This window comes from Mycolicibacterium pallens (assembly GCF_019456675.1).
Taxonomy (GTDB): domain Bacteria; phylum Actinomycetota; class Actinomycetes; order Mycobacteriales; family Mycobacteriaceae; genus Mycobacterium; species Mycobacterium crocinum.
This window is the reverse complement of record NZ_CP080333.1, coordinates 795,716-819,663: the sequence shown is the minus strand read 5'-3', so window position 1 is coordinate 819,663 and position 23,948 is coordinate 795,716. Positions and strand designations below refer to the sequence as shown.

Annotated in this window: 30 protein-coding genes; 6 read left to right on the top strand and 24 right to left on the bottom strand. The window is 67.6% G+C overall.

Annotated elements, in window-relative coordinates; all coding sequences use genetic code 11:
- The first annotated feature begins 2 nt into the window (after window positions 1-2).
- Window positions 3-164, top strand: coding sequence for a hypothetical protein (locus tag K0O64_RS03850; RefSeq protein ID WP_096309908.1), 162 nt, complete (start codon window positions 3-5; stop codon window positions 162-164).
- Here the strand turns inward: K0O64_RS03850 and K0O64_RS03845 are convergent.
- The 7 genes from K0O64_RS03845 to hemL form a co-directional block, all read right to left on the bottom strand.
- Window positions 161-1,339 carry a MinD/ParA family ATP-binding protein gene (locus K0O64_RS03845; protein ID WP_220046055.1) on the bottom strand — a complete coding sequence of 393 codons (1,179 nt, stop codon included), beginning with the start codon at window positions 1,337-1,339 and terminating at the stop codon, window positions 161-163. The genes K0O64_RS03850 and K0O64_RS03845 overlap by 4 nt on opposite strands.
- A 76-nt stretch (window positions 1,340-1,415) precedes the next feature.
- On the bottom strand, window positions 1,416-2,390 hold the full coding sequence (gene ccsB, locus K0O64_RS03840; protein ID WP_071947685.1) for a c-type cytochrome biogenesis protein CcsB: 975 nt from the start codon (window positions 2,388-2,390) through the stop codon (window positions 1,416-1,418).
- On the bottom strand, window positions 2,387-3,919 hold the full coding sequence (resB, locus tag K0O64_RS03835) for a cytochrome c biogenesis protein ResB (RefSeq protein WP_220046467.1): 1,533 nt from the start codon (window positions 3,917-3,919) through the stop codon (window positions 2,387-2,389). The genes ccsB and resB overlap by 4 nt, the downstream gene beginning before the upstream one ends.
- 47 nt (window positions 3,920-3,966) lie before the next feature.
- On the bottom strand, window positions 3,967-4,737 hold the full coding sequence (locus K0O64_RS03830) for a cytochrome c biogenesis CcdA family protein (RefSeq protein WP_220046054.1): 771 nt from the start codon (window positions 4,735-4,737) through the stop codon (window positions 3,967-3,969).
- Window positions 4,734-5,330 carry a TlpA disulfide reductase family protein gene (locus K0O64_RS03825; protein WP_096309902.1) on the bottom strand — a complete coding sequence of 199 codons (597 nt, stop codon included), beginning with the start codon at window positions 5,328-5,330 and terminating at the stop codon, window positions 4,734-4,736. The genes K0O64_RS03830 and K0O64_RS03825 overlap by 4 nt, the downstream gene beginning before the upstream one ends.
- A complete protein-coding gene (locus tag K0O64_RS03820; protein ID WP_220046053.1) occupies window positions 5,327-5,935 on the bottom strand; it encodes a histidine phosphatase family protein in 609 nt (202 codons plus the stop codon). Before K0O64_RS03820 ends, K0O64_RS03825 begins: the two co-directional genes overlap by 4 nt.
- Window positions 5,932-7,248 (bottom strand): glutamate-1-semialdehyde 2,1-aminomutase, encoded by a 1,317-nt coding sequence (gene hemL, locus K0O64_RS03815; RefSeq protein WP_220046052.1) that lies wholly within the window; start codon window positions 7,246-7,248, stop codon window positions 5,932-5,934. The genes K0O64_RS03820 and hemL overlap by 4 nt, the downstream gene beginning before the upstream one ends.
- A 200-nt stretch (window positions 7,249-7,448) precedes the next feature.
- Here hemL and K0O64_RS03810 point away from each other — a divergent pair, with 200 nt between their 5' ends.
- The gene (locus K0O64_RS03810) at window positions 7,449-7,829 is read left to right on the top strand and encodes a nitroreductase family deazaflavin-dependent oxidoreductase (RefSeq protein WP_220046051.1); all 381 of its coding nucleotides are present in this window, start codon (window positions 7,449-7,451) and stop codon (window positions 7,827-7,829) included.
- On the opposite strand, the gene K0O64_RS03805 is transcribed toward K0O64_RS03810, so the two are convergent.
- Genes K0O64_RS03805 through K0O64_RS03795 form a run of 3 tightly spaced genes read right to left on the bottom strand, consistent with a single transcriptional unit; the run spans window position 7,783 to window position 9,541 of the window.
- Window positions 7,783-8,175, bottom strand: coding sequence for a hypothetical protein (locus K0O64_RS03805; RefSeq protein ID WP_071947692.1), 393 nt, complete (start codon window positions 8,173-8,175; stop codon window positions 7,783-7,785). The genes K0O64_RS03810 and K0O64_RS03805 overlap by 47 nt on opposite strands.
- Window positions 8,172-9,095: a metallophosphoesterase family protein gene (locus K0O64_RS03800; protein WP_220046050.1), complete on the bottom strand. Its 924-nt coding sequence runs from the start codon at window positions 9,093-9,095 to the stop codon at window positions 8,172-8,174. The genes K0O64_RS03805 and K0O64_RS03800 overlap by 4 nt, the downstream gene beginning before the upstream one ends.
- Window positions 9,092-9,541 (bottom strand): cupredoxin domain-containing protein, encoded by a 450-nt coding sequence (locus K0O64_RS03795; protein ID WP_071947694.1) that lies wholly within the window; start codon window positions 9,539-9,541, stop codon window positions 9,092-9,094. Before K0O64_RS03795 ends, K0O64_RS03800 begins: the two co-directional genes overlap by 4 nt.
- Window positions 9,542-9,672: 131 nt before the next feature.
- On the opposite strand from K0O64_RS03795, the gene K0O64_RS03790 reads away from it, so the two are divergent.
- The 3 genes from K0O64_RS03790 to K0O64_RS03780 are packed head-to-tail and all read left to right on the top strand — an operon-like array spanning window position 9,673 to window position 11,171.
- Window positions 9,673-10,212 (top strand): RNA polymerase sigma factor, encoded by a 540-nt coding sequence (locus K0O64_RS03790; RefSeq protein ID WP_071947695.1) that lies wholly within the window; start codon window positions 9,673-9,675, stop codon window positions 10,210-10,212.
- A complete protein-coding gene (locus K0O64_RS03785) occupies window positions 10,209-10,916 on the top strand; it encodes a Rieske (2Fe-2S) protein (RefSeq protein ID WP_071947696.1) in 708 nt (235 codons plus the stop codon). Before K0O64_RS03790 ends, K0O64_RS03785 begins: the two co-directional genes overlap by 4 nt.
- Window positions 10,917-10,946: 30 nt before the next feature.
- On the top strand, window positions 10,947-11,171 hold the full coding sequence (locus K0O64_RS03780; protein ID WP_071947697.1) for a hypothetical protein: 225 nt from the start codon (window positions 10,947-10,949) through the stop codon (window positions 11,169-11,171).
- Here the strand turns inward: K0O64_RS03780 and K0O64_RS03775 are convergent.
- The 5 genes from K0O64_RS03775 to K0O64_RS03760 form a co-directional block, all read right to left on the bottom strand.
- Window positions 11,168-11,803, bottom strand: a complete 636-nt coding sequence (locus K0O64_RS03775; RefSeq protein WP_425574744.1) for a TetR/AcrR family transcriptional regulator — start codon at window positions 11,801-11,803, stop codon at window positions 11,168-11,170. The genes K0O64_RS03780 and K0O64_RS03775 overlap by 4 nt on opposite strands.
- Window positions 11,748-12,611 (bottom strand): oxygenase MpaB family protein, encoded by an 864-nt coding sequence (locus tag K0O64_RS03770; protein ID WP_220046049.1) that lies wholly within the window; start codon window positions 12,609-12,611, stop codon window positions 11,748-11,750. Before K0O64_RS03770 ends, K0O64_RS03775 begins: the two co-directional genes overlap by 56 nt.
- Window positions 12,612-12,738: 127 nt before the next feature.
- Window positions 12,739-14,850, bottom strand: coding sequence for a heavy metal translocating P-type ATPase (locus K0O64_RS03765; RefSeq protein ID WP_220046048.1), 2,112 nt, complete (start codon window positions 14,848-14,850; stop codon window positions 12,739-12,741).
- 46 nt (window positions 14,851-14,896) lie between these two features.
- Window positions 14,897-15,025 carry a hypothetical protein gene (locus tag K0O64_RS30130; RefSeq protein ID WP_256385472.1) on the bottom strand — a complete coding sequence of 43 codons (129 nt, stop codon included), beginning with the start codon at window positions 15,023-15,025 and terminating at the stop codon, window positions 14,897-14,899.
- Window positions 15,022-15,708 (bottom strand): GOLPH3/VPS74 family protein, encoded by a 687-nt coding sequence (locus tag K0O64_RS03760; protein WP_220046047.1) that lies wholly within the window; start codon window positions 15,706-15,708, stop codon window positions 15,022-15,024. Before K0O64_RS03760 ends, K0O64_RS30130 begins: the two co-directional genes overlap by 4 nt.
- A 140-nt stretch (window positions 15,709-15,848) precedes the next feature.
- On the opposite strand from K0O64_RS03760, the gene K0O64_RS03755 reads away from it, so the two are divergent.
- Window positions 15,849-16,994, top strand: a complete 1,146-nt coding sequence (locus K0O64_RS03755) for an amidohydrolase family protein (protein ID WP_220046046.1) — start codon at window positions 15,849-15,851, stop codon at window positions 16,992-16,994.
- Here K0O64_RS03755 and K0O64_RS03750 read toward each other — a convergent pair.
- From K0O64_RS03750 to K0O64_RS03710, 9 genes are all read right to left on the bottom strand, one after another.
- Window positions 16,951-17,232 carry a hypothetical protein gene (locus K0O64_RS03750; protein WP_071947702.1) on the bottom strand — a complete coding sequence of 94 codons (282 nt, stop codon included), beginning with the start codon at window positions 17,230-17,232 and terminating at the stop codon, window positions 16,951-16,953. The genes K0O64_RS03755 and K0O64_RS03750 overlap by 44 nt on opposite strands.
- Complete coding sequence (gene mce1N / locus K0O64_RS03745; RefSeq protein ID WP_071947703.1) at window positions 17,229-17,738, bottom strand: transport-regulating membrane protein Mce1N; 510 nt, start codon at window positions 17,736-17,738, stop codon at window positions 17,229-17,231. The genes K0O64_RS03750 and mce1N overlap by 4 nt, the downstream gene beginning before the upstream one ends.
- On the bottom strand, window positions 17,731-18,123 hold the full coding sequence (locus K0O64_RS03740) for a hypothetical protein (protein WP_220046045.1): 393 nt from the start codon (window positions 18,121-18,123) through the stop codon (window positions 17,731-17,733). Before K0O64_RS03740 ends, mce1N begins: the two co-directional genes overlap by 8 nt.
- A 20-nt stretch (window positions 18,124-18,143) precedes the next feature.
- Window positions 18,144-18,566: a hypothetical protein gene (locus K0O64_RS03735; protein WP_083542725.1), complete on the bottom strand. Its 423-nt coding sequence runs from the start codon at window positions 18,564-18,566 to the stop codon at window positions 18,144-18,146.
- Window positions 18,563-19,543, bottom strand: a complete 981-nt coding sequence (hemB, locus tag K0O64_RS03730; RefSeq protein WP_071947705.1) for a porphobilinogen synthase — start codon at window positions 19,541-19,543, stop codon at window positions 18,563-18,565. Before hemB ends, K0O64_RS03735 begins: the two co-directional genes overlap by 4 nt.
- Window positions 19,544-19,552: 9 nt before the next feature.
- The gene (locus tag K0O64_RS03725) at window positions 19,553-21,202 is read right to left on the bottom strand and encodes a bifunctional uroporphyrinogen-III C-methyltransferase/uroporphyrinogen-III synthase (RefSeq protein WP_220046466.1); all 1,650 of its coding nucleotides are present in this window, start codon (window positions 21,200-21,202) and stop codon (window positions 19,553-19,555) included.
- A gap of 16 nt (window positions 21,203-21,218) precedes the next feature.
- Window positions 21,219-22,169 (bottom strand): hydroxymethylbilane synthase, encoded by a 951-nt coding sequence (hemC, locus tag K0O64_RS03720; RefSeq protein WP_071950104.1) that lies wholly within the window; start codon window positions 22,167-22,169, stop codon window positions 21,219-21,221.
- A gap of 26 nt (window positions 22,170-22,195) precedes the next feature.
- Entirely contained in the window at window positions 22,196-23,563 is a 1,368-nt protein-coding gene (locus K0O64_RS03715) for a glutamyl-tRNA reductase (RefSeq protein ID WP_071947707.1), read from the bottom strand.
- A gap of 106 nt (window positions 23,564-23,669) precedes the next feature.
- Window positions 23,670-23,930 carry a glutaredoxin family protein gene (locus K0O64_RS03710; protein WP_071947708.1) on the bottom strand — a complete coding sequence of 87 codons (261 nt, stop codon included), beginning with the start codon at window positions 23,928-23,930 and terminating at the stop codon, window positions 23,670-23,672.
- Between the last annotated feature and the right edge of the window lie 18 nt (window positions 23,931-23,948).

Sequence of the window (23,948 nt, the reverse complement as noted above, 5' to 3'; positions counted from 1 at the left end):
TCGTGCTGTACCTGCTGTTGGTTCTCATCATCGCCGCGGCCGTCTACGTCGGCTGGCGTGCGGTTCGCGCCCAGGCGCACCGGCCGAAGACCAGGGTTGTCGGCCCGGACGACGATCCCGACTTCCTGTGGCGACTGAGCCACGGCGACAACAACCCTCGCTAGCCGAACCGCTCGTTGACGTCGACGGCCGGAAATCCGTCGGCGACCACGGCCGCAAGCTGAACCAACGCTTCGCGGGTCTTCGGCTTCAACCGATCCAGGTCGATCTCGGCGCCCTCTTCGAGGTGCGGGTCGAACGGCACGACGCACACCGCGCGGCAGCGCCGCGAGAAATGGTCCACCACCTTCTGCATGTCGACCTTGCCCGAGCGCGGCCGAACCGCATTGATCACGCACACCGACCGGCGCACCAGGTCCTGGTGACCGTGGGCGTCCAGCCAGTCCAGCGTCGCCGACGCGCTGCGCGCGCCGTCCACCGAACCCGAGCTCACCACGATCAGTGAATCGGCCTGGGACAGCACCGACGACATCGCCGAGTTCAGCAAGCCGGTTCCGCAGTCGGTGAGCACCAGGCTGTAGAACCGCTCCAGCACCGCGAGGGCCTTGTCGTAGTCCGCGGCGCTGAACGCCTCGGATACCGCGGGGTCGCTCTCGGAGGCCAGCACCTCCAGTCGGCTCGGGCCCTGTGAGGTGTAGCCGCGGACATCGCTGTAGCGCTCGATACCTTCGGCGTCGCGCAGCAGGTGCCGCACGGTGGCCGGCGTCTCCAGCGGGACCTTCTGGCTCAACGTTCCGCGGTCGGGATTGGCGTCGACGGCCACCACCCGATCGCCTCGGATCGAGGCGATCGTGCCGCCCAGGGTGGCGGTGATCGTCGTCTTGCCGACACCGCCCTTGAGCGACAGCAGCGCGATCTTGTAGCAGCCCTTGAGCGGGCGGTTCACCTGCGCGACGAGGTTGGTGTGGTGCGCGGCTCGCTGTCCCTCACCGACGTTGATGAGTTTGCCCGACGCCAGATAGAGCCACCTGCGCCAGCCGCTTGTGGGGGCCGGCTTGGCCTGACGCAGCAGCGCGCCGGTCGACAGATCCGGGTACGGGGTCTGCGGAACCGACGGCCGGTAGGACGGCACCGGATGCTCGGCGACGTACTGGTTGAACAGCGGCGCGGCCGGTGTCAGCGGATCCATCGGGATGCCGATGGGCGGCGTGGACGCCAGCCAGTCGGGCTCGGATTCGGGTGCGGCAGTAGCCGGATCGGTGAACCGCTGTTCGGTGCGGAATACCGTTGTCGCATCAGTTAATTCATGGCCCTGGCGGGACCCATGAGGAGTGGACACGTGCACTTCCCCCTGACATATCGTTTCGGGTCGAGTGGTTATTCGTGGGTCCTTTGAACCCTAGCGCACAGCCGCGTCAGCTCACTCCGGCGTACGAGTGCAGGCCGACTGTCACCAGGTTGATGAAGAACAGATTGAAGACCATCGCGACGAAGCCCACGACGTTGATCCACGCGGCTTTCTTGTCGCGCCAGCCCGCCGTCGAGCGGGCATGCAGGTATGCGGCGTAGACCACCCAGGCGATGAACGACACCGTCTCCTTGGGATCCCAGCCCCAGTACCGGCCCCAGGCCTCCTCGGCCCAGATGGCGCCGAAGATGACGCCGAAGCCGAAGATCGGGAACGCGAAAATCGTGGTGCGGTAAGCGATTCGGTCCAGGGTCTGGGCGTCGGGCAGCCGCTGCACGATCTGCGCCAGCCGACCTTCCCGACCAGGGTCGGACAGCGGTGACATCTTCAACAGGAACAGGATGCTCGCCACACCGGCGACCAGGAAGACACCCGAACCGAGGCTGACCACCGAGACGTGAATGGGCAGCCAGTACGACTGCAGCGCAGGCATCACCGGCGCGGCATTGGTGTAGAGCCAGCGGCCCGAGACGGTCAGCAGAATGAGCACAGGAACGAGTACGAAAACCCACAGCGTGCGGTACTGCGGCCTGCGCAAGACGATCGAGGCTGCGATCAGACCGCAGAAGCTCGTGAGGTTGATGAACTCGTACATGTTGCCCCACGGCACACGGGCGGTGGCCAGCCCGCGCAACACGATGCAGACGAACAACAGCGCGATGCCGACGTAGACCAGCGACAGGCCGGCCTTGCCGATGCGCTCGTCGGCGGAGCGTTTCTGGTTCTCGACGACGACGCCAGGGCGGTCGCTGTCGGCGGTGACTCCGGCGGAGACCAGCTCGCGGGCCTCGACCTTGCGGCCTCGGCTGTAGGCCAGTTCGACGGCCAGCAGCAGCAGCGCCAGGACCAGGACAACCACCGACGACGTGAACGCCCAGTCCGAATAGCGGGCCAGCCCGATGTCGATGTGCTCGGTGTTCATGCGCGTGCGACCTTCTCTTTCGACGGCTCCTGTTCCGGCAGGTCCGGCAACATTCGCTCAGTGAGCTTCTCGAACTCGCTGCCCCACCCGGAGTTGTCGGTGCGGGCCAGACCGCCCAGCTCGACGTTTACGGTACCGGGCGTTTCTCCTGGTGAAATCTTCGCCCACACCCTGCGCCGACGCACAATCAGCGACACCAGCAGCCCGCCCATCATCGACATCGCGAACACCAGCACCCACACCTGACCGGGATCGTGCGAGACCTGCAGGTTGACGAACGGGGTGGCGCCATCGAAGCGGACCACGGTGCCGTCGTCGAGCTTGACCTCCTCGCCCTGCTTCAGATTGATGCGCTTGACCTTGGTGAGGCGCTTCTGCTCGATGAGCCGCGGGTCGAGGGTGAACAGTGACTGCGGCCGCCCGGTGTCCAGGCCGGTGTCACCACGGTAGATGTCGACGGCCACGGCCGGGTCGTTGGCCGCCGGATACTTCGACGACAGCAGGGTGCCGGCGAGCTCGGCGGTGGGCGCGAACAGGCCCATGATCGCCAGCTGATGCTTGCGCCGCTCGGTGGCGTCCGGGTACATGCCGCCGGGCGGATCGACGCGGATCACGCCGGAGGACAGCAGCGTGCGCGGATCATCGGGGCGCCACTGCAGGGTCTGGGTGCGCTGCTGACCGTTCGGGAAGGTGACGGTGAACGTCGGCGCATAACCGTGGCCTTGCAGGTAGACCCGGTCGCCGCCGATGCGCAGCGGATGGTTGACCTCGAGCCGGTAAGGCCGCCACGTGCCGGCGGCCAGGTCGTCGCCGGCCTGGTAGTCGATGTTCGACGCGAACGACAGGGCCTGCCCATTGGGCAGGTAGTGGGCCTGGAAGTCATTGACGCGCAGGCACATCGGATACAGGGAGGTGCCGTCGACGCTGTTGCCGGCGCGGAACGAGTCGAATGCCGCCGGTGACGCCGAACAGAAACCGGGTCCACCGTTGGCGATGACGATGACGTTGCCCTCGTAGCCGAACAGCTTGCCGACCGCGATCGCCACCAGCAGGCCGAGCAGCGAGAAGTGGAAAACGATGTTGCCGAATTCGCGCAGGTAGCCCTTCTCGGCCGAGATCTCCGTGACGTCGTCGGTCTGACGGGTGACGCGCCGCCAGCCTTTGAGCCGTCCGGAGATGTTGTCGGCGACGGTGTCCGGTGTACCGGTGACCTCGGCGGTGGCGTACTTGGGCAGCCGGGACAGGTTGCGCGGGGCCGCAACCGGCACCGCGCGCAGGCTTTTGACGTGTTCGATCATCCGCGGCGTCAGACAGCCCACCAGCGAGATGAACAGCAGCACATAGATGGCCGTGAACCAGAAGCTGGAGAACACCTCGAAGAACTGCAGGCGATTGAGCCACGGCCCGATGATGTTGTGCTCGGCGATGTACTGCTCGACCTTCGCGTCATTGAGGCTGCGCTGCGGCAGCAGCGCGCCGGGCACCGCGGCGAGCGCGAGCAGGAACAGCAGCACCAGGGCGGTGCCCATGGAGGTCAGCGCCCGCCAGAGGGTGCGGATCAGTGTGACGACGGATTTCAAATCGGCAGCCTCACGTCGGAGACGAAGGCGTCGCGCACCCACGAGATGAAGTCGTTCCACAAGCCGGTGACCAGCGCCAGCCCGACGGCGATCAACAGCACACCACCGATGATCTGAATTGTCCGGGTGTGACGGCGCAACCAGCCCAATCCGTTGGTCGCCCAGCTCGATCCGAGCGCCAGCACCACGAACGGGATACCGAGGCCTAGGCAGTACGCGATCACCAGGGCGACACCACGGGCAACGCTGGCGCCGTCGGTGGCCGAGGCGACGGTGATCACGCCGGTCAGCGTCGGGCCCAGGCAGGGCGTCCAGCCCAGCCCGAACACCGCGCCCAGCAGCGGGGCGCCCGCCACACCGGCGAGCCGTTTCGGCGTGAAGCGTGCCTGCCGCTGCAGCGCGGGGATGAAGCCGATGAACGCCAGGCCCATGACGATCGTCAGCACCCCGCCGACCCGCTGCAGCACAAGCTGATTGGTGATCAAAGAGGTGGTCATGCCCAGCACCGCGACCGTGCCGAGCACGAACACCACGGTGAAGCCGGCCACGAACAACAGCGCCGACCCGGCCACTCGCAGGCGCTGTGTCCGCAGCGCCACCGGCCCGGCCGTGTCGTCCACCCCGACGACCGCCGCCAGGTAGGACAGGTAACCGGGCACCAGCGGCACCACACACGGCGAGGCGAACGACACCAGCCCCGCGAGCACGCACACGCCCAGGGCCAGCAGAAGCGGGCCCGCGGCGGCGGTCTGGGCGAAACCGGTCATGGTGCAGCCGGTTTCGGTTCGGCGGCCAGCCGCTGCACCACCGGCAGCAGATCCTCGGCAAGGAGTTCACGCAGGAACACCGCGGCCACCCGATGCTGCCGGTCGAGCACGACCGTCGACGGGATCACCGTGGCGGGGTACTTGCCGCCGAAGGCGATCATGGTGCGCATTGCAGGGTCGTAGATCGAGGGGAACGTCACTTTGCGGTCGACGACGAAGTCCCGGGGTGCGCTGATGTCGTTGTCCCGCACGTCGATACCGAGGAACGCGACCCCCAGATCGCGGGTCTGGGTGTAGACCTGCTCCAGTTGAGTGATCTCGGACCGGCACGGCCCGCACCACTGGCCCCAGACGTTGATGACCACGACCCTGCCCTCGAAGTCCTTGAGCGACAATGTCTTCGAGGTATCCATCAACTCCGGCCCGGACACCGGTCCCGGAGTGCCACGGCTGGCGGGCGGGTCGTAGAAGATGTCGGTCTTGCCGCCGGGGGCGACGAATTCGAACGTGCCACCCTGAGCGACGGCGTCGTCACCGGTGGAGCAGCCGGCCAACACCGACGCTGCCACCAGGGAGACCAACAGCCGCTTCACTGCCCGGCGAGCTCCGCGTATCCCCAGCCGACGTAGTCGTCCCCGTCGAAGTAGAACGATGTCAGCGATGCCAGGTTGCACAGCCGCCGAGTCGGGAAGTGGTGCAGCTGCGCACCGGTCATCGATCGGCGCAGCGTCTCGACCGGAAGCTGATGGCTGACGCAGACCGCCTCGTGGCCGGCCCCCTTGACGCGGGCACGGTCCACGGCGCGCTTCATTCGCTCGGCGATCTCACGGTAGGGCTCACCCCAGGTTGGTTTGCGCGGGTCGCGCAGGTGCCACCAGTTGCGCGGATCGCGCAGCGCGCCGTCGCCCGGCGAGACCTTCTCCCCCTGAAAGACGTTGTGCGACTCGATGAGTTCGTCGTCGGTGTCGATGGCAAGGCCGTGATGGCGGGCGATCGGGGCCGCGGTTTCCTGCGCCCGCTCCAGCGGCGAGGCCACGACGTAGACGATGTCACGAGCGGCCAGCCAGCTGGCCACGGCCTCAGCCTGGGCGCGTCCCCGTTCGGAGAGGTGGAAGTCGGGCAGGCGCCCGTAGAGGATGCCCTCCGGGTTGTGAACTTCGCCGTGGCGCATCACGTGAACCGTCGTGCGTTCGGTCATTGCTTGGCTCCTGCGGCCGCGCGCGCTGCGGCCGGCAGAGCGTCGGCGATCCGGTCGAAGGCGGCATCGTCGAGTGCGGCTGAGACGAACCAGGTTTCGAAGGCGCTCGGCGGGGCGTACACGCCGGCGTCGAGCAGGGCGTGGAAGAACGCCGGGAACCGCCAGGTCTCGCTGGCCTTCGCCTCGGCGAAGTTCGTCACCGGGGAGTCGGTGAAGAACACCGACAGGAAGTTGCCGACCCGCGGAACCTGATGGGCGACACCGGCTTCGGTGAGCGCATCGGCGAGCAGGCCTGCCAACCGGTCGGCGTTGGCGTCCAGGGCCGCGTAGACCGCGTCGTCGGCATTGCGCAGGGTGGCCAGGCCGGCGGCCACCGCCACCGGGTTCCCGGACAGGGTGCCTGCTTGGTACACCGGGCCCAGCGGGGCGAGCTTCTCCATGACGTCTCTGCGGCCACCGAACGCCGCTGCGGGCAGCCCACCGCTCATCACCTTGCCGAAGGTGAACAGGTCGGCGTCGACGGGATCGATTCCATACCAACCACTTCGGCTCATCCGGAAGCCGGTCATCACTTCGTCGACGATCAGCAGGGCACCGTGCTCGGCGGTGATACGCCGCAGGGCGGCGTTGTAGCCGGGCTGCGGCGGGACGGCGCCCATGTTGCCCGGGCAGGCTTCGGTGATCACCGCGGCGATGGTGTCGCCGAACTTGCCGAACGACTCTTCGACCGCGTCGACGTCGTTGTAGGGCAACACGATCGTGTCGGCGGCGGTGGCGCCGGTGACGCCCGGGGAGGACGGCAGACCCAGGGTGGCGACGCCCGAGCCGGCGTCGGCCAGCAGGGCGTCGACGTGGCCGTGGTAGCAGCCGGAGAACTTGATGACCTTGGAGCGGCCGGTGAAGCCGCGCGCCAGGCGCACCGCGCTCATCGTGGCCTCGGTGCCGGAGTTGACCAGCCGCACCCGTTCGACCGGCTTCACCCGGGCAACGATCTCAGCGGCCAGCTCGGTCTCACCGGGAGTGGGCGCCCCGAACGACAGCCCGTCGGCGGCGGCGCGTTGCACCGCCTCGACGACGGCGGGGTGCGCGTGACCGAGGATCATCGGGCCCCAGGAGCACACCAGGTCGATGTAGCGGTTGTCGTCGGCGTCGGTCAGCCAGTAGCCCTTGGCCGAGGTGATGTAGCGGGGCGTGCCGCCGACGGAGTTGAAGGCCCGGACCGGCGAGTTCACTCCGCCGGGGATGACCGCGCAGGCGTCGGCGAACAGACCGGCCGATGCCGCCGTGGAGGCGGCCTGATCCGTACTGCTCATGGCCACCAGTGTCCCAGACTGCGGGGATGCTCAACTACAGGGTGTAGGAGTAGGGGCGAACGTCACATCCGCCACAGCCGACCTGCGTATTTCCGTGAGATTGACGCCATGCAGGAGAAGTTCGAGTGGACCTGTGTGTGAGCTCAATCTCGTGTGCCGCGGGGCTTGAGGTACGCGGTGGGTGGGAGTTTGATCGGGGCATGCAACTGCCGCAATGGCTGGCCAGGTTCAACCGGTATGTCACCAATCCTGTGCAGCGGCTGTGGGCCGGCTTCGTTCCCACGATGGGGATCCTCGAACACGTCGGACGCCGCTCCGGCACGCACTACCGCGCCCCGCTGACCGTCTTCACCACCGACGACGGCATCGCGATCCTGCTGACCTATGGACCCAATCGCGACTGGTTGAAGAACATCACCGCCGCCGGCGGAGGCCGGCTCAAGCGTTATGGCCGGACTTTCACCGTCAGCAATCCACGGATGATGCCCAAAGCCGAAGCCGCTCCTCACGTTTCGGGCCCATGGCGGCTACTGTTCAGGATGCTGCCGTTCGAGAACGCGGTACTGCTGAGCCGGTCCTGAACAGCGACCACGCACACAGAACCACGGTGATCGCCTCGGCGAGCACGCTGATCAGTGCATGGGGTGCGGGCTGCCAGCCGTGCTCGAGGAATCCCTGCAGCCCGACGGTCCGCGACAGTGCGAAGGCCCCAAGCGAACCGACCCCACCCACCAACGCGACTGCGCGCAACCACGCGGGGCCGCCGACGGCGATCAGGATCGCCAGCGCCACGAAGACACTCGTCAGCACCAGGAATCCCCGTCCGATGCCCGGGATATAGGAGTAGCCGTGCAGGTAGAGGTATCCGTGGCTGGCCGCACTGACGAGCAGGCTGGCGGCGATTCCGAAATTGACCAGACGGGTCATTGCAGCGTCTCCTCCTTCAGCGCCAGCATGGTCTGGCCCTTGGTGTAGCTGACCTCGCGGATGCCAAGGGCGTCGTGGAGCTGGCCAGCAGGCAGGGTGAGCGGCTTGGGCGCGGGCCCGTCGCCCGGATGCGGCAGCGGATAGGCGGTGGTCGTACCGCTGTAGAACGTGACATTGTCTTCGGTCTTCGAAAACAGCTGGTGCACATGGCCGTTCAGACAGGTCACCGACGAGAACCGGCGCAGGTAGCTCAGCGCCTGGGTGGCGTCGTCGGTGCCCCAGCCCCAGTCCGGGTACATCGCGAACAGCGGGATGTGACTGAACACGATGATCGGAGTGTCCGACGACAGCGGCGCCACGTCCTTCTCGATGAACTCCAACTGGTCGGCTCCCAGGTGCCCGAGCTTCTTGAGGTTCAGCGTGTTGACCAACCCGATGACGTGCACACCGGCGATGTCGAAGCTGTACCAGCCGTCGCCGCGGGTGCCCGCACCGAAGACCGCCCGGTACTTCTGCCCGGCGTCGTCCACCGAGTCATGCTCACCGGGGACGGTGAACACATGCGGGGTGTTCAGGCCGCCCATCATCTGGTTGACCTGATCGAACTGGGCCGGCGTTGCCAGATGGGTCAGGTCACCGGTGTGGATGACGAAATCCGGGGTGTATCCGAGGCTGTTGATCTGCCGGATGGCCCGCTCGAAGGATCCCGTGACGTCGGGGTTGGCGCTGCCGGTGAACCCGATGTGGCTGTCGCTGATCTGGGCGAATCGGAGGGTGGGTCGGGTGTCGGTGGCCGCCGGAGCGGTCGCGACGTGGGACAGCACCTCGCCGCCGACGACGGCCAGCCCGACTGCCGCGCCGAACGAGGCGCCGTGGCGGATCAGCTGCCGCCGGCTCATCTGGTGGGGGTCGCCGGTCATGCGTTCACCACCACGGTGCCGTGCATGAACGGGTGGATGCCGCAGATGTAGTCGAAGCTGCCCGTCTTGGTGAACGTGTAGCTGTAGGTGGCATTCGAGTCCATGCCCGGCGAACGGAAGGACCCGTCGTTGGCGACGACGTTGTGTGGTTCCTCGTCCTTGTTCGTCCACGTGACGGTCTCGCCGACCTTGACCGTGAGGGTGGCCGGCGCGAACGCGAAGTTGGTGATGTTCACCGCCGTCCCGGCGACGGGCGGCGCGACCGTTGTTGCCTGCGGCATCGTGCCCGGCATCCCGGGCATGCTCGACATGCCTGGCATGCCGACCGACGTCCCGCCGTTGGGTCCGAAGTCGACCGACGGTGGTGGGGCCTTCGCCGGTGTGGAGCATGCGGCGACGCCGACGGCGACCGCTGCGCACGCCAGCGCCATACGGATGTGGTGCATGAAACCTGCCTCCTCGGCTGAACCAAGTCCGCGGCGCGGACCGTCTCATCAAGAGGTAGGGCAGTGGTTACACACCCGAGTCGTGTAACCCCGCCGCCTATCTCTTATCGATGAGCGGAAGGCACACCACGATGGCGGCCGAGGACGATCGACGCCCGCGACCAGATCTACGTCTGGTCGCCGAAGCGCGCTATCCGAATTGGGAAGCCGTCTACGACGACAACATCACCTGGGTCTACCGGCTGATCTTCGGCCGGGTGGGAAATCGCGCCGACGCCGAGGACCTGACCTCGGAGGTGTTCCTGGCCGCGATGCGCCCACTGCGCCTGACGGCCAGCATCGCCGAAGTGCGCGCGTATCTGCGCGCCACCGCTCGCACCGTATTGGCGGCGCATTGGCGGGCAACCCTGGGCACCGAGATCACCACCATCGAGGACGTCCCCGCCACCGTCTTCGGCCCAGCCGCACCGAGCACCGCCCCGCAGCGCGTCGCCGTGCTGCTGAATGCACTGCCCGACAACTACCGCCGCGTCCTGGAACTGCGCTTTCTCCAAGGCTGTTCGGTGCGGGAAGCGGCCAGTACGCTCGGCATCAGCGTCGCGAACGCCAAAGTGCTGCAACATCGAGCGTTGCGGCTGGCCGCGCAGATCAGCGAGGGGGCATTGCCATGACCCGCCGCAATCTTGCCCGCTACATCGACGACATGCTCGCCGGCCGTCAGCCGAAGCCGTTCACCCCCGATGAGTTCGAGGCGGCGCAGCTGCGCACAGCGATCGACCTGACCGCCGCCCGTGAAGACGCCGGCGAACCGCGACCGGAATTCGTCGACAGTCTGAAGGCGCGGTTGGCCGCCGAAATGTCCTCGGATACGGCATCTTTGACGAACACACCACCGCCGAAGACACGCATGTCGGCCACTCGCCGGCAGGTGATTGTCGGCACGTCCGCGGCGGCAACGGCTGCGGTGGCGGGCGTGTCGGTGGACCGGCTGGTCGTCCGGCCGCGCACCGATGACCAGCAAGCCGCCGACTCGGAGCTGGTTCCCACCGACGGATCCTGGCAGACCGTGACGGCCAGCGGCGACCTACCCGAAGGAGCGGTGCACGCCTTCGACTTGGGCTCGGTCAGCGGCTTCGTCCGCCGGGTCAACGGCCGGGTCGATGCCGTGTCAGGCGTGTGCACCCATCAGGGCTGCAAGCTGTGGTTCGACCAGGGGGACGACCGGTTGCGCTGCCCGTGCCACTCGACGTCGTTCTCCCCGGCCGGCGTGGTGATCACCCACGCTCTGCCGATTGCACCGAAGCCGTTGCCGCACTTTGAAGTTCGTGAGCGCAACGGAGTCGTCGAGGTCCTGGCCCCACCCAAGAGCACGTAGGGGTTGTAACCTCCATACCTATCTAAAGGTATGTACAGCAACCTCATTGCGGCAGCACTCGTCAGCGTCGCGCACATCGTGTCCTCGTCGGGAACCGGTTCGGCGCCCGACGTCATCAGCCAACTACAGGCCCAGGGCTACCAGGTGCAGTTCAACGGGCAATCCAACGGAGATTTGGGCCAGTGCACCGTCACCGATGTGCACCGATCATCACCTACCGCCTATGTAGATCTGGACTGCCCCTCCGGTAACTAGACCGGCACGGCGCGCAGCGCTTCGGGCAGGCTGGGCAGAAAGTGCTTGGTCGCGAAAGCCCTTATATCGTCGGCAGTTTCGAGCGGCACCGGGCTGGGCAGCAACATCGCCATCAAAGCGTAGCGCCAGATGTTGTCGGCGAGTTCATGGACGGCTTGCGGCCCGATCCGCTCGGAAAAGCCGGGCGGGAAGATCACCTGCAGCGCCGCCTCGATGCGCTGCACCGCGGCAGCGTAGTGCCGGCGAGCCAGTTCCAAGGTCAGCGCGGGCTCATCCAGCACCATCCGGTTGAGCACTCGGTGCCGACGAGTTCGCAGGATCGCCTGCGTGAAAGCTTCGACATAGTAATTCGACTGCGGGCGTGCAGTTTTGAGCTCGTCAGCGATATCGGCGAAGAGGCGCAGGTTCTCCCGATCCATAACGGCAGACACCAGATCGTCCTTGTTGGCGAAGCGGCGGTAGATCGTCGTCCGGCTCACCCCCGCGCGGCGCGCCACATCGTCGAGAGCGACCCGGCGGATGCCATGCTGGTCGAACTCGACGAGCGCGGCGTCGAGGATCGCTTCGGTCGATTGGTCAGGCATGCCCCGCCCGCGCGAATCCCGCTCTGGCGTAACCGTTGTAGCGGACATTCATCGGAAGATGATCCCACAGCCAGTTCACCGGACGCGAGCGCCAAAACGCCGCGAACCGTTGATAGTTGCGTTCCTTGCGCTCGCTCCACGGCAGGCCGAGGATCTCGCGGGTGCGCGGCGGCATGCCACCGGTGGTCAGGAACGCCGCCACCGGGTTGAACACCGGTGCCACCAGACGCCAGACGATCGGGTTGACCGCCTTGGGCTTCGGGAATCCCTTGGTGACGTAGCCGACCCCGTATTTCGCCGTGGAGTGGGCGACCAGAACCTCGTTGATCATCCGGTCCCAGTAGCGCTCGAACTCGGCGTAGTCGGCGGGCATCGGGCGATCGCTGACGCCGTAGCGGCGGTACCAGGTCTTGGACTCCAGGTACATCTGCTCCTTCTCCGCGCGCGACAGCTTCTTGACGAACGTGTCGGCGAAGTAGAGCGCCTGGTCGAAGAACGTGGCGTGCGCCCAGAAGTAGGTATCGGGGTCCAGCGCGTGGTAGCGGCTTCCGTCGGGCATATCACCCTTGATGTTGTGGTGGAAGTCGCGGACCTGGGTTCCGGCGTTGTCGTCCTCGCTGCCGTAGACAGTGCGGAAGATCGGCGGCAACGAGCGCTTCACCCGGGCGGCGGTGTCGGCGAAGAACACCGAATGGTCCAGGACGCCCTGGCCGAGCTCGGCCAGCATGTTCTGCAGCACCGCCGGGCGCGGTCCGATCAGGAACATCCGGTTGTCACCGAAGTAGCGCCACACCAGAGACTGCGGGCCCAGCGGTAGTGCGTCGGTCGCGGAGTCAGATTCGGCGAGGTCGGTCATGTGCAACAGTGTTACAGATTCCGCACTTTGTACCAACGGGTTCGTGACCAGCGTCACTCCTCGCCGAGATCGACGTTCTGCATGCCTCGTCTCGCACTTTCCCTGCCGATCGTCGGTTTGGGCGAGATCAGCGGAAGCGCTTGAGGCGCAGGCTGTTGGTCACCACCAGCACCGAGGAGAACGCCATCGCGGCGCCGGCGATCATCGGGTTCAGCAGGCCCAGCGCCGCCAGCGGTATGGCCGCGACGTTGTAGCCGAACGCCCAGAACAGGTTCTGCTTGATGATCCGCAGCGTGCGCGACGACAGCCGCAGCGCGGTCGGCACGGTCCTCAGGTCCCCGCGGACCAGCGTGATGTCGCCCGCCTCGATCGCGGCGTCGGTGCCGGTTCCCATCGCCATGCCGACATCGGCAGTAGCCAGCGCCACCGAATCGTTGACCCCGTCACCGACCATCGCGACCTTGCGCCCCTGCGCCTGCAACCGGCTGATCGCGTCAGCCTTCTGCGAGGGCAGCACCCCCGCGATGACGTTCTCGGCCGCGATGCCGACCTCCGCGGCCACCCGTGCCGCGACCGCCGGGTTGTCACCGGTCAACAAGATCGGCGTGATGCCCATCGCCTTCAGCTCGGCGATGGCCTCGGCACTCGTCGGCTTGACCGCGTCGACCAGTCGGATCACCCCTTGCCGGGTGCCGTCGGTGATGACCTCGACGCTGGTGCGCCCGTCATCGTCGGAGGCGCGGGCCACCCGCACCCGGATCCCGTCGACAACCCCGCTGACCCCGGTGCCGGGGTCGTTGGCGAAATCGGCCACCGCAGGCACGGCCACGCCGCGCTCGCGGGCGGCAGCGACGATCGCCGCGGCCACCGGGTGCTCGGACGCGGATTCGACTGCCGCAGCCTGAGCCAGCACGTCGGCGGCATCGGCGCCGGACTCGGTCTCGACGTCCGCGACGGCCATCGTGCCGGTGGTCACCGTGCCGGTCTTGTCGAGGACGACAGCGTCGATGCCGGTGACGGTTTCGAGGACTTGCGGTTCCTTGATCAGCACCCCGAGCTGTGCGCCGCGGCCGGTGCCGACCAGGATCGCGGTCGGCGTCGCGAGGCCGAGCGCGCACGGGCAGGCGATGATCAGCACGGCCACCGCCGCGGTGAACGCCGCCGTGGCCGAACCGCCGAGCAGCAGCCACGCACCCAGGGTGACCGCCGCGATGACCAACACGACCGGCACGAAGACCGCCGACACCCGGTCGGCCAGCCGCTGGATGGATGCCTTCCCGCTCTGCGCGTCCGCAACCATCCGGGCCATCCGGGCCAGCTGCGTGTCGGCGCCAACTCGCTTGGCGCGCACCAGAATCCGACCGTAGGTGTTCACCGCCCCGCCGAGCACCTCGTCACCGGCGCGCACATCGACGGGCACCGACTCGCCGGTCATCGCCGAGGTGTCCAGTGCCGAAGCACCGTCCACGACGACACCGTCGGTAGCCACCCGTTCACCGGGCCGAACCACGATCACGTCGTCAACGTGCAACTCCCCCACTGGGATTCGCACCTCAGTGTCGTCGCGCATCACCGTGGCGTCCTTGACCCCCAAGGACAGCAGCGCGCGCAACGCGGCGCCCGCTGACCGCTTGGCCTTTGCCTCGGCATAACGGCCGGCCAACAGGAACACCGTCACCGCGGCGGCCACTTCGAAATACACATGACCGTGACCGTGCGCGGCGGCCCCGGTCAGGATTGCGTACAGCGACCACAGGTAGGCGGCCAGCGTGCCGAGCGATACCAGGGTATCCATCGTCGAGGCCCCATGCCGAGCACTGTTGATCGCCGCCTTGTGGAACGGATAGCCGCCCCAGAACACGATCGGCGTGGTCAGCGCCAGGACCACCCACAACCAGCCGTTGAACTGCCACGGCATCACCATCGACAGCGCCACCACGGGGACCGCCAGCACCGCCGACCCAATCAGCCTGGGCCGCAACTGTTCTGCGGGGACGTCATGGTCCATGTGGTTCTGCCCGTGACCGGAGTGGTCGATCACCGAGGCGCCGTATCCGGTGGATTCGACGGCATGGATCAGATCGTGCTCCGACACCTGTGGCCCGTGTTCGATGTGCGCGCGCTCGACGGCGAAGTTCACCGTGGCCTGCACGCCCTCCAGGTCATTGAGGCCGCGTTCGATCCGGGCCGCGCACGACGCGCAGCTCATGCCGCTCAACTGAAGATCGGTCGTCGTCATACGTCGATGATACCCCTAGGGGGTATATTGTCCAGTGCCTACCGAATCACCACAGCAGCACCTGGGTGTCCTCCTCCGGAGGGTCGGGATCGTCGGTGTCCGGCGGCTCGGCATCGTCGTCCGAACTACTCGGCAGGGGCACCGACCACAGTCGCCTGGGCTCGCTCCCGGTCACGGTGATCCACCCGCCATGCCCGGTTGGCACCCGCGGTGATGCCGGATCGTTTCGATCAACCCGGAGACGGGCACCAGAGCGCCGGTCGCGAATTCGTCGAGCCGATCCCAGTCGTGGACGTCGGCGGCCAACTCGGCCACACCGGGCAGCTCGGCCAGCACGGCGAGCAGCCCGCATGCCAGTGACCAGGGCTCCGCCGGGAGGCCCGCGATCGCGTTGCGGACCGCTGCGCTCACTTTGTCGGCCAAGGCGCGGACGCGGGAATCGTCATACGGCTCGAGGCACGCATCGGAGACGACGCACCCGGGGTGTCGTCGGGTCCGCAGCCAGCCCTCGTTGACCAGCTGCTCGCGGACCGCGCAGATCGCCTCCTGCGCATTGCCGACCACCAGCTGCGCCCAGGTCGCGCGATTGTGCACCCCCACCTGGGCAAATGCCGCACGCAAGATCGCGTTATCGGGACTTGCCGCCCGCGCCGGGACGGGCCAGCCGGCGCGCTCCATCAAAAAACCCCGGACAAGAAGGTCAGTCAGCATCGCGGTACGCAGGGCGAAGCCGAAGACCGTGGCGTCATAACCGTCGAATCGACGGCTCTTCGGATCGAAAGCCAGCAGAAACAGCTGGCCATGAAGGGTCGACGGCACCCGCGAGAACTCAGACGACGCATCGCCCATGTGGCCCATGCCCCCTCCTCGCTCCCCGCATTCCACTGTGAACGACGGAGCAGGAGACGACATACGTAGGCGACTACTCAATTTTTCGGCCCAAGCGCCGTGCCCTGAAGTGGGACAATGGATACACCGACGACGAAGAGATGACCCGGATGACTCTGACCCACATCGAACAGCGGTCAGCACCGACCGAACACGTGGCGGTGCGGTGTGTGGATTCCGACGTCCACCCGGTTCCACGCCGGGGCGTACTGATCGACTACATCCCCGAGCCCTGGCGCACGAAGTACTTTCTCTCCCACCCCATCGGCGAGCAGATCTACTACGACGCCCCCGATTACGCGCACGCCTACGCGATGCGCACCGACACCTTCCCGCCCGACGGTGAGTTCGCCGGCAGCGACCCTGACCTGGCCTTTCGCCAGCTCGTCATGGAGGCCGGCGCCGATATCTGCATTCTGGAGCCGCTGGCTCCGGGGGGACGGCTACCCGAGGCGTCCCACGCGTCGGCCGTCGCGACGAACCGCTGGCTCGACGAACACTGGCTGGACAGCCGCAACAACTGGCACCAGCGCTGGCGCGGATCGATCACGGTGGCGATCGAAGACCCCGCCGGCGCGGCCCGAGAAATCGAGACGTGGGCGGGCCACCCGTTCATGTCCCAGATCCTGATCAAGGCCGAACCGCGGCCGTCGTGGGGCGATCCGCGGTACGACCAGGTCTGGGCGGCCGCCACCAAACACGACATCACCGTCAGCTGCCATCTGGGGCGGGGCAAATTCGAGACCCTGCCCATCCCGCCGGTCGGCTTCCCCAGCTACAACCACGACTTCATGGTCACCTACTCGCTGCTGGCCGCGAATCAGGTGATGAGCCTGATCTTCGACGGCGTCTTCGACCGCTACCCCACGCTGCGGATCGTGTTCGTGGAGCACGCCTTCAACTGGATCCTGCCGCTGATGTGGCGGATGGACGCCATCTATGCGGCCCGCAGGTCCTGGCTGGACATCAAGCGCAAGCCGAGCGAGTACGTCAAGGACCACATCAAATTCACCACTCAGCCACTGGACTATCCCGAGGACAAGACCGAACTGTTGCGGGCGTTCGAGTGGATGGAGTGCGAGAAGATCCTGCTGTTCTCCTCCGACTACCCGCACTGGACGTTCGACGACCCGCGCTGGCTGGTCAAACACCTTCCCGAGCACGCCCGTGACGCGGTGATGTGGCGCAACGGTGTCGAGACTTACAAGCTGCCTACGACGGTTCCGGTGCTGGAGGGTCAGACGCGGGTGTTCTGACGGCACGGGCGCGCCTGGCCCGAACCAGCCCTGCCACACCCAACACCGCCAGCACCCCCGCCGCCGTGATCAGCAACCAGGTCAGCAGCATCAGCGGCGGGTCGAAGGCGGCCGACGTCGTCGAAGGCTGACCATCGGCGATCGGCGCCACCACGACCACGCTGCGCGCGGCCAGTCCGGTCACCACCGCGCCAGCCACCGCCAAGGCCGCCACGATCAGCTGAATGAGGTGCCTCACGACGCATCCGCCGTCTTGCCCTCGACCAGCTCGGTGAGCGCGGCCCGCAGGGCGCGGTGGTTGCGCGCCCAGGCCTGCGCGGTGCGCTTCCCGGTGAGCTCGACCCCGATCCCGGTGCGGCCGCGAGGGACCCCGGACAACTCGCCGAGGGCCCGCGAAGTCTGCCACTTCTCCAGTGGCTCTTTGGATTTCACCGAGTGCTCGGCCGGCGGGAACACCCGCACGATATGGATCAGCTTCGTGACCTCGGTGCCCTGACGCAGGGCGTCACGGGTCAACTCAACGCTGGTGTGGATGCGGGCGGCCTTGACCTGAATGCCCAGGAAGCCCGTGACGAGCACCAGGAAGATCAGCGGCACGATCGGCTGGAACCCCACGCCGCCCTTGATCTGGATCAGCAGCATCGCGATCGCCGACGCCGGCCCGGCCAGCAGCCAGTACCAACTGGCGCCGTTCTCGAAGAACAGCGGCGGTTCCGGCTGCTCGAGCAGCTGATCGTCAGGCATCGGACTCCGCGGCGTCACCGGGCGACCAGCCGGCCGCCGCGGGGCGGCTCAACAGCATCGCACCCGCGATCAACGGCAACACCGACAGCAGCGCCAGGATGTGGACGACGCCGAGCGCGGCGACGACACACACCAGGACGACGACGGTGAGGGTCAGTGCCAGCGTCGCGCGGCGGAAACGCGCGTCACCGTTCTTACGGACCCGCCCGGCAAGGAACGCGATCGCCGCACCGGCCAGAATGCAGACGACTCCGGCGCCACGGAACACGGCGGGGATGGTCGCGGTCACCGCCACCAGCCCGCCAGCCATGAGCATCACCGCGCCGGCCACGAGCAGCCAGAACGCCGTGGTCAAGGCACGCGGCCGGGGTTCGGTTGCGGTCATGGTCGGGCCAGCCTATCCGGTCACTTGGTGAAGAACCCGTGCGCGTCCGGCCGGTGCAGAAGGAACGCCCCGCCCAGGATCAACACCGAGCCGATGATGCCGGTGACCGCGAAGATCACCGCCTGCACGGTGTCCCGGTCAGTGCTGAACAGGCTGGCCGCGGTGTAGATGACACTGGCCACGCCGCCGCCGGTCAGGACTGTGCGCGTCCATCGGTAGCCGGAGCGCATCAAGAACAGGAACGTCACCACCACGGCCGACACGGTCACCGCGAACAGCACGGTGATGCCGATGACGAAGTACGACGAATGCTTGCTCGCGGTGAAGTAGGCATCGGCGAGATAGCCGATGACCATCAGCGGCAGCGCGACCAACCACAGCCAGAAGCCGGTGTCGACGTCGGCTGGGCGCGTGGGAGCCCCCGACGGCGGTTGGTGGGTCACGCCAGCCAGCCCGCGACGTCAGCAGCCCAGTAGGTCAGCACGATGTCGGCCCCGGCGCGCCGAATGCTGGTCAGCGACTCCAGTGCGGCGGCTCGCCCGTCGATCCAACCGTTGGCCGCCGCGGCGCTGATCATCGCGTACTCCCCCGATACCTGGTAGGCGGCCACCGGAACCGGTGAGACGTCGGCGGCCGCACGCACCACGTCCAGATAGGCCATGGCCGGCTTGACCATGATGATGTCGGCCCCCTCGTCGAGGTCAAGCGCGATCTCGCGCAACGCTTCTCGCGCGTTGCCGCTGTCCTGCTGATAGGTACGCCGATCACCCTGCAGGCTGGAGGCCACCGCGTCGCGGAACGGCCCATAAAACGCCGAGGCGAATTTCGCGGCGTACGCCAGGATCAGCACATCGGTGAATCCGGCCGCATCGAGCCCATCGCGGATGGCCGCCACCTGGCCGTCCATCATGCCGCTCGGACCCACCACGTGGGCACCCGACTCTGCTTGCGCGACAGCGAGTTTGACGTACTGCATATTGGTGGCGTCGTTGTCGACCCGACCGCGAGCGTCGAGCACACCGCAATGCCCGTGGTCGGTGAACTCGTCGAGGCAGGTGTCGGCCATCAGCACCGTGTCGTCACCGAGATCCTTGGCCAGGTCGCGCAGCGCCACGTTGAGGATTCCGTCGGCGTCCACACCGCACGAGCCCAACGCGTCCTTGTCCTCCTCACGCGGAACTCCGAACAGCATCAGCCCGCCGACCCCGGCGGCCACGGCCTCTTCTGCCGCGCGGCGCAACGAGTCGCGGGTGTGCTGATAGACACCCGGCATCGAGGCGATCTCCCGCGGCTCGTCGATCCCGTCGGCGACGAACATCGGCAGCACCAAATGCCTTGGCTCCACGGTTGTTTCGGCCACCAACCGGCGCACCGCCGGAGTGGAACGCAAACGGCGCGGACGCTGACGCGGGAACGACACCAAAGCCCCTTAGCGGCGTCGGCTCTTCTTGCGCGGCGGCGGCAAGGCGCCCTCGGCGCGCAGCCGGGCGGCATGCTCAGCGAGCGCGTCGACCAGCGGTCCGACCGCGGCGGTCTCCGGCTGCACGTCGACCCGCAGCCCGAACTCCGCCGCCGTCTCGGCGGTCTTCGGCCCGATGCACGCCACGATGGTGCGGGCGTGCGGCTTACCAGCGATGCCGACCAGATTGCGCACCGTCGAGCTCGAGGTGAAGCACACCGCGTCGAAACCGCCGGTCTTGATCATCTCGCGGGTCTCGGCAGGCGGCGGTGCCGCGCGGACGGTCCGGTAGGCGGTGACGTCTTCGATCTCCCAGCCGCGGTCGCGCAGACCTTCGGCCAGCGTCTCGGTGGCGATGTCGGCGCGCGGCAGCAACACCCGGTTGACCGGGTCGAAAATGCTGTCGTACTCCGGGAATTCGTCGAGGAGACCGAGCGAGGACTGCTCACCGGCGGGCACCAGTTCGGGGCTCACGCCGAACGCGCGGACCCGATCGGCGGTCTGCTCGCCCACGCAGGCGATCTTCACACCGGAGAACGCCCGGGCGTCCAGGCCGAACTCGCCGAACTTCTCCCACACCGCACGCACCGCGTTGGTGGAGGTGAACACCACCCACTGGTAGCGGCCGTCCACCAAACCCTTGACGGCCCTTTCCATTTGGGCCGGGCTGCGCGGAGGCTCGACGGCGATCGTCGGCACCTCGATCGGCAGCGCGCCGTGACCGACCAGCCGGTCGCTCATCTCGCCGGCCTGGTCCTTGGTGCGGGGCACCAGCACGGTCCAGCCGTACAGGGCCCGGCTCTCCCACCAGTTCAGCTTGGCGCGATGCGCCACGGTCTTGCCGATGGTGGCCACCAGGGTGCCGGTCAGCGGGCCGGCCGGATCGCTGTTGCAGGCCAGCGTCGCGCGGTCGGTGAGGCCGTGCAGGGTGGTCTCGACCGAACGCTGCCCACAGGTGGTGCCGTTGGAGGTCACCACGCAGGGCGTGCTCTCGGCCAGGCCGTACTCGATCAGGGTACGCGCGGCCTCCGGCAGGTGCGAGGCGCTCGCGGTGAGGATCAGCGGCCCGGGCGCGGCGGCCAGCGCCGCCCAGTCGACCTCGCCGCGTACATCGGCGACGGTGTGCGCCGAGCCCAGCGGCAGGCCCGCATAGGTCGGGACCGCGCTGGTGGCGGGCAGGCCGGGGACGATCTCGAACTCGGCGTGAGCCTTGGCGACGGCGTTGACCTCGGTGATCACCGAATCGATCGACAGCGGGTCACCGGCGACCAGGCGAACCACATCGAAACCGGCCTTGGCCTCGTGGACCAGCGTCTTGGCCACCTCGACGGGGTCGCCCAGCGCGGGGCGGATGTCCGGGCCGACCGAGACGACCGGCGGGGCGGTCTCGTCGTGACCCTCGGCGGGTGGGCCGTCCGGTGCCGGCGCCGGGCCGACGGCCGGCGGCAGCTCGGTGCCGACCACGTTGAGGACGGCCTGAGGCACGTCGGGATCGGTGAATACCAGCGCGGCATTGGACAACACGGTGCGGGCTCGCGTCGTCAACAGGTTGGGGTCGCCTGGACCCGAGCCGACGAACGTGATGTGTCCCGGCTTCGCCTTACGTCCCCGACCGCTCACATGACCAGTCATCGCTTCACTCCCGCTCTACCGCTCCATCGCGGAGTTGTACCGACATCACCTCGCGCGCACCGAGCTCGAACAACTCCGCGGCCACCGAGAGCCCCAGCTCTGCGGACCGGCCGGGCGTGCCGATTCCGGACGCACGAATCACATCGGATCCGTCTGCTGCCGCCACGCATGCGCGCAGTGACAGCTCGTCGAAGACGCGGCCGTCGTCATCGATGGACTCGACCACTTCGGCGATCGCGCCCACCGGTGCGGAACAACCCGCCTCCAGTTCGGCCAGCAGGGTCCGCTCCGCGGTGACCGCGGCGCGGGTGTCGGGATCATCGAGTTCTCCCAACAGCGCCACGAGCTCGGTGTCGCCTGCGCGGCACTCGACCGCCAGCGCACCTTGGGCCGGCGCTGGCAACATCTGCACCGGCTCCAGCGTCTCGGTGACATCGCCGAGTCGTCCAAGGCGGGCCAGGCCCGCCCGGGCAACCACGATGGCGTCGAGATCACCACTGCTTACCCTGTTCAACCTGGTATCTAGGTTGCCTCGTAGGGGGCGGATTTCCAAACCGAGACCCAGTGCTCTAAGCTGCGCCGCCCGTCGCACAGAGCTCGTGCCGATCACCGAGCCTGCCGGCAACTCCCCCAGGACCATGCCGTCGCGGGCCACCAAGGCGTCGCGGGCGTCCTCCCGGCGGGGTATCGCGGCGATGGTGAACCGGTCGTCGGATGCCGTCGGCAAATCCTTGTACGAGTGCACCGCCATGTCGACGCGGCCGTCGGCGATGGCTTCACGCAGGGCGGCGGTGAACACCCCGACCCCGATTTCGGCGATGGGCGCGTCCGATCGGTCACCCTCGGTGCTGATGATGATCAACTCGGCGCGATGCCCGCGCTCGATCAATTGGTCTCTAATGGTCCCGGCCTGCGTGGTCGCCAGCAGGCTGCCCCGGGTACCGATCCGGATCACCGCGTCGTTACTGCCGGCCAACCGTGCTACCCGGTACCGTCGGCTCGGCCCTGATCGAATTCCGGTGCCAGCAGGGGCAATTCACCTGCGGCCACGGCATCGACGGCCTGTGGATCGAGTTCGAAGAGTTCCCGCAACGCCTCGGCGTAGCTGTCCCCGCCGGGCGCGCTGGCCAGCTGCTTGACCCGCACTGTCGGGGCGTGCAGCAGCTTGTCGACCACCCGGCGAACCGTGCGGGCGACCTCGTCGCGCTGGGCGTCATCGAGGCCCGGCAACCGGTTGTCCAGCCGCAGCAGTTCGGACTCGACGACATCGGCGGCGCGCTGACGCAGCGCGGTCACCGTGGGCGTGACTTCCGACATCCGCTGGCCGGTCAGGTAGCTGGCAACCTCGGCGGCGACGATCTGGCGGGCGGCTTCGGCGTCGGTGGCCGCGGCCCGGGCCGACGGTTCGCGCTGCACGCGGTCCATGTCGATGACGGCCACACCGGGCAGTCCGCTCACGGCGGCGTCGACATCGCGGGGCATGCCCAGGTCGCAGAGCACCAGTGGCGCAGCGGTCTCGTCGCGGCGGACGCTGGCGAGTGCGTGGTGCACATCGGCCAGCGACACCACCGGACGGACCGCCCCGGTACAGCTGACCACCACATCGGCGGCGGCCAACGCGGCCGGCAGCTCCTCGAGGCTCATGGCCCGCGCCGTGGCGCCCTGGGCGCGGATGTTCTCGGCCAGCCGCTCCGCGCGCGGCAGCGACCGGTTCACGACGTCGATGTGGGTGATCCCGGCCCGCAGCAGGTGCGCGACCGACAGCCCGCCCATCGACCCGGCGCCGACGACGGCGGCGGTACACCCGGCCAGACCGTCGAGTCGGGTCGCGGCGATGTCCAGTGCGACGGACACCACACTGGCGCCCGCCGCGTCGATCGCAGTTTCGGAATGCACCCGCTTGCCCACCGACAGCGCACGCTGGGACAGGTCGTGCAGGATGCGCCCGACCGTCTTGTTGGCCTCGGCGGTGGCGTAGGCGCGGCGGACCTGGCCCAGCACCTGCTGTTCGCCGATCACCGCGCTGTCCAAGCCGCTGGCGACCGCGAACAGATGCTCGACGGCGGCCTCGGCGTAGCGCACGTAGGCGTATTTGGTCAGATCACCCATCGACATGCCGGAGTGGTCGGCCAGCACCTGGCCGATCGCCGACAGACCGCCGTGGAAGGCGTCGACCACCGCGTAGACCTCGACACGGTTACAGGTCGACAGCACCATCGCCTCGGTCACCAGCGGTGATTGCAGCAGCTGATCGATGATCTTGAGCTGGTCCGACTCGTCGGTGGACAGTTGCTCGAGAACAGAAACCGGAGCGCTCCGATGCGACACCCCGAACAGCAGCACGCTCACGGCACGATCACCTGGCCCGCTCCCTCGCTGTGACGGAATGCTCCGTTAGTGAAACTTAGTTCCACGGTAAACGCTGCGCAGGCAGCTGGCCAAATTCCGCCGGTGTTCACCTCTGGGACAGGTCCGCACGCAGCCGTTCGACGTCGACATCCCAGTAGCTGTGCTCGCGGCCGTCGAGCAGCACAACCGGCAGCCGGTCACCGAATTCGGCGCGTAAAGCGTTGTCCCCCGCGGCCGCAGCCGCGTCGACGTCGGTGGCCGACAGCTCGAAATCGAGCTCGGCCGCCAGTTCGGTGAGACGTTGGTAGACCCGCTGGCAGATGGAGCACCCGGCCCGGGTCAACAGCTCGACGTGTGCGCGGCTCACCCGACCCAGTGTCGCAGT